Below are 4,177 nucleotides of genomic sequence, written 5' to 3'. Positions count from 1 at the left end.
CGTCTGTACAGTAGTAAAAAACGGCTATTACCCGCCAGCTCCGGGAGCCTTCCCTCCTATATAACCGCAAGCCTTCCCGCTACAGATACGGTAAACTACCGTGGATATCGCATCAGGAAAGCAATCATGACCCACTCCTTGAAACCCTGGAATACCTTCGGCATTGACCATAATGCTAAACACATCGTAAGCGCTGAAAATGAACAACAATTACTGAGCGCCTGGCAGCAATCTACCCTGGAAGGCTTGCCAGTTTTGATTCTGGGTGAAGGAAGTAACGTACTTTTTCTGGAAGACTATTCCGGTACCGTAATTCTTAACCGAATTAAAGGGATCGGGGTGAGTGAAACGGCTGATGCATGGCATCTGCACGTTGGCGCCGGAGAAAACTGGCATGAGCTAGTACGTTTTGCATTAGAAAATAATATGCCAGGCCTGGAAAATCTGGCATTGATCCCTGGCTGCGCCGGATCTTCCCCTATCCAGAATATCGGTGCCTATGGCGTCGAACTGCAACATGTCTGCGAGTATGTGGACTGTATTGAACTGGCTACCGGTGAGCGGCAGCGCCTATCCGCTGCACAATGTCAGTTTGGTTATCGTGATAGCATCTTCAAGCATGCCTATCAGAACCGTTTCGCCATTGTTGCCGTTGGTTTCCGTCTGGCAAAAAAATGGCAGCCGGTTCTTACCTACGGCGATCTTACCCGACTGGACCCACAAACGGTTACGCCACGAGACGTATTCGACTCCGTATGTCATATGCGAATGACCAAATTGCCTGATCCTAAGGTGAATGGTAACGCCGGTAGCTTCTTTAAAAACCCGGTCGTCAGCGCCGAATATGCCGCGAAGCTGCTGGAAAATTTCCCGAAAGCGCCACATTATCCGCAGGCTGATGGCAGTATAAAGCTGGCAGCCGGCTGGCTTATCGATCAATGCCAGTTAAAAGGTCACACCGAAGGCGGTGCGGCGGTCCATCAGCAGCAAGCCCTGGTGCTAGTCAACGTCGATAATGCGCAGAGCTGTGACGTAGTTCAACTGGCCCATTATGTTCGCCAGCAGGTTGGAGACAAATTTGACGTTTGGCTGGAGCCGGAAGTGCGTTTTATTAGCAATAAAGGTGAAGTTAGCGCGGTTGAGGTAATAAGATGAAAGACATTACGGTGCCATTAACTCTCATTTCCCTGCTTGCTGACGGTGATTTTCATTCAGGTGAACAGCTGGGTGAACGATTAGGTATGAGCCGGGCAGCCATTAACAAACACATGCAGACCTTAAGAGACTGGGGGGTAGATGTTTTTACCGTTCCCGGTAAAGGTTACAGCCTGCCAGAACCAATTCAATTACTGGATGTGGAGCGTATTCGTCACGCGGTTAATTACGGCAATGTTGCCGTCCTGCCTGTTATCGATTCGACCAACCAGTATCTGCTGGACCGAATTAGCGAGCTGCAGTCCGGTGATGCCTGTGTAGCAGAATACCAGCAGGCAGGGCGCGGTCGACGCGGGCGTAAATGGTTCTCTCCGTTTGGTGCCAATCTGTATCTTTCTATGTTCTGGCGTCTCGAACAGGGGCCTGCGGCTGCTATCGGTCTGAGTCTGGTTATCGGGATCGTGATGGCTGAGGTTTTACAAAGCCTGGGTGCTGATAAGGTTCGTGTAAAATGGCCAAACGATCTCTACCTGAACGATCGCAAACTAGCCGGTATCCTGGTCGAGTTGACAGGGAAAACCGGAGATGCGGCGCAAATCGTGATTGGTGCAGGCATTAACCTGGTGATGCGCCGGGTAGAAAATGATGTGATTAATCAGGGATGGATCAACTTGCAGGAAGCTGGAATTGTGATTGACCGCAATATCCTGGCGGCACGCCTGATTAATGAATTACACGATGCGTTACAACTATTTGAACAAGAAGGGCTAGCTCCATACCTTGCGCGTTGGGATAAATTAGATAACTTTATTAATCGACAGGTCAAATTGATTATTGGTGATAAAGAAGTCTTTGGTATTTCCCGAGGTATTGATACACAGGGCGCATTATTGCTTGAACAAGATGGGATAATTAAACCCTGGATTGGTGGGGAGATCTCACTGCGTAGCGCGGAATAAAGAAAAGGGAGCCTTGGCTCCCTTTTCTTTTTTAATGATTACTTCCTCAAGCGAACCTGTTCCACCGAATGATTAGCGCTTTTAGTCAGAATTAAACTCGCACGCTCGCGCGTCGGTAGGATATTCTCGTTTAAATTCTTGAGGTTAATCTCATTCCATAGTGATGTCGCAACGTTAATCGCTTCTTCTTTAGAAAGCTGCGCATAGTTATGGAAATAGGAGTCTGGGTCAGTGAAGGCTCCTTCACGGAATTTAAGGAATCGATTTATATACCAGGATTGTAATAACTTTTCTGGCGCATCAACGTAAATAGAGAAATCGACAAAGTCGGAAACAAATACATGATGTGGATCGTGAGGATAATCCATCCCGCTTTGCAGAACATTTAACCCTTCAAGAATTAATATATCCGGGTGGGTAACTGTCTTATCGCCGTCAGGAATCACATCATAAATAAGATGGGAATATACGGGGGCAGTGACGTCCGGAACCCCTGACTTCAGATCGGAAACGAATTGCACTAGCCTGCGCATATCATAGGATTGTGGGAACCCTTTCTTCTTCATCAGCCCACGTTCTTTCAGCACCTCATTAGGATGCAGGAAACCATCGGTGGTGATGAGCTCAACGCGCCGATGTTCGGGCCAGCGACTGAGTAATGCTTGCAGTACACGTGCAGTAGTGCTTTTCCCAACAGCGACGCTGCCAGCAATACTGATGATGTAAGGGATACGCTGGCCATTCGTCCCCAGGAACTGCTCAAGTACCGCCTGGCGGCGTAGGTTAGAACTAATATAAAAGTTCAGTAAACGTGATAAAGGCAAATAGATCTCCGCCACTTCTTCAAGCGACAGATCTTCGTTGATACCTTTCAGGCGTGTAATTTCCCCTTCAGTCAGGGTCATTGGCACTGAATCACGCAGCGCCGCCCACTGGCTACGATTGAACTGTAGATAAGGTGTCATTAACGTTTGCTCTTGTTTATTCATAAGCATGTTCTGGCTACCGCGCTGATTTCACGCGACGCTTCACATTAAGTTAATCAGGACAATGGGCAGGAGGTTAACACCAGATGGAAGAGAAAAAGAAGAAAAAATCCAAATGAATGGCGCTTTCGTGAGAAAACACCACTCTTTATTGCTGACGTGGGGGACTGGCATCTGGTTGTGATAGCTATATAGAAAGAGAAAGTCAGCTAATCGACCATCAGGTGGCAAACTTATGCCATAACCAGCAGGCTATAAGAAGTCTATTGCTGGGCTTACAGCACTATTTTTGGTCATAAAACTGGCACGTTGCTTGGTTTTTACGCGCAAACGCACAAAACATGAGCGATAGAACATTTTATGCAAATTTTTAGTTGCATGTCGCCGCGTGTCTCCATAGAATGCGCGCTACTTGATGCCGACTTAGCTCAGTAGGTAGAGCAACTGACTTGTAATCAGTAGGTCACCAGTTCGATTCCGGTAGTCGGCACCATCAGGTGGGGTTCCCGAGCGGCCAAAGGGAGCAGACTGTAAATCTGCCGTCATCGACTTCGAAGGTTCGAATCCTTCCCCCACCACCACTTTCAGGCTAAGCATTGCGAAGCCAGAGTTGGTTGGTAAGATAACTAGCTCAAACAAAGAAAAGAGAGAAATCTCTTTTTTTTGCACAGAAAGAACTGGGTAGCCGAGTTTCAGGATGCGGGCATCGTATAATGGCTATTACCTCAGCCTTCCAAGCTGATGATGCGGGTTCGATTCCCGCTGCCCGCTCCAGACGTGCTGATATGGCTCAGTTGGTAGAGCGCACCCTTGGTAAGGGTGAGGTCCCCAGTTCGACTCTGGGTATCAGCACCACTTCACTTCTCCTTCCCGTTTCTCTCTGTTTAAATTATGCATTCAACAGTTCAGGCTTATCGTCTGGTTGATGTGGTGATATCACCGATTTATCCGTGTATTAGAGGGACTATCGATGTCTAAAGAAAAATTTGAACGTACCAAACCGCACGTCAACGTCGGTACTATCGGCCACGTTGACCATGGTAAAACTACCCTGACTGCTGCAATCACTACCGTACT

At 47.9% G+C, this 4,177-nt stretch carries 4 protein-coding genes and 4 tRNA genes; 7 read left to right on the top strand and 1 reads right to left on the bottom strand.

What is annotated here, in order from left to right; all coding sequences use genetic code 11:
• The first annotated feature begins 126 nt into the window (after positions 1 to 126).
• Entirely contained in the window at positions 127 to 1,155 is a 1,029-nt protein-coding gene (murB, locus tag LZ634_RS21420) for a UDP-N-acetylmuramate dehydrogenase (protein WP_234508774.1), read from the top strand.
• Positions 1,152 to 2,114 carry a bifunctional biotin--[acetyl-CoA-carboxylase] ligase/biotin operon repressor BirA gene (birA, locus tag LZ634_RS21415; RefSeq protein ID WP_234508773.1) on the top strand — a complete coding sequence of 321 codons (963 nt, stop codon included), beginning with the start codon at positions 1,152 to 1,154 and terminating at the stop codon, positions 2,112 to 2,114. Before murB ends, birA begins: the two co-directional genes overlap by 4 nt.
• Before the next feature lie 38 nt (positions 2,115 to 2,152).
• On the opposite strand, the gene coaA is transcribed toward birA, so the two are convergent.
• Positions 2,153 to 3,103, bottom strand: coding sequence for a type I pantothenate kinase (coaA, locus tag LZ634_RS21410; protein WP_234508772.1), 951 nt, complete (start codon positions 3,101 to 3,103; stop codon positions 2,153 to 2,155).
• A 414-nt stretch (positions 3,104 to 3,517) separates the two neighbouring features.
• Here coaA and LZ634_RS21405 point away from each other — a divergent pair.
• The 5 genes from LZ634_RS21405 to LZ634_RS21385 all read left to right on the top strand — a co-directional run.
• Positions 3,518 to 3,593 (top strand) — tRNA-Thr (locus LZ634_RS21405).
• A 3-nt stretch (positions 3,594 to 3,596) separates the two neighbouring features.
• Positions 3,597 to 3,681: transfer RNA gene (locus tag LZ634_RS21400), tRNA-Tyr, on the top strand.
• Positions 3,682 to 3,799: 118 nt separating this feature from the next.
• Positions 3,800 to 3,874: transfer RNA gene (locus LZ634_RS21395), tRNA-Gly, on the top strand.
• Between the two features lie 5 nt (positions 3,875 to 3,879).
• Positions 3,880 to 3,955 (top strand) — tRNA-Thr (locus LZ634_RS21390).
• 115 nt (positions 3,956 to 4,070) lie between these two features.
• Positions 4,071 to 4,177: GTP-binding protein (locus LZ634_RS21385; RefSeq protein ID WP_001785379.1), on the top strand; the 107-nt coding region annotated here is incomplete at its 3' end.

It is taken from the genome of Kluyvera intermedia (assembly GCF_021440345.1).
Taxonomy (GTDB): domain Bacteria; phylum Pseudomonadota; class Gammaproteobacteria; order Enterobacterales; family Enterobacteriaceae; genus Kluyvera; species Kluyvera intermedia_A.
The sequence above is the reverse complement of the archived record's forward strand: the minus strand, read 5'-3'. Positions and strand labels throughout refer to the sequence as shown.

Bases quoted from the DNA above. Each gene is read 5' to 3' on its own strand.
- murB (WP_234508774.1), top strand. From the start codon at position 127: ATGACCCACTCCTTGAAACCCTGGAATACCTTCGGCATTGACCATAAT.
- birA (WP_234508773.1), top strand. From the start codon at position 1,152: ATGAAAGACATTACGGTGCCATTAACTCTCATTTCCCTGCTTGCTGAC.
- coaA (WP_234508772.1), bottom strand. From the start codon at position 3,103: ATGAATAAACAAGAGCAAACGTTAATGACACCTTATCTACAGTTCAAT.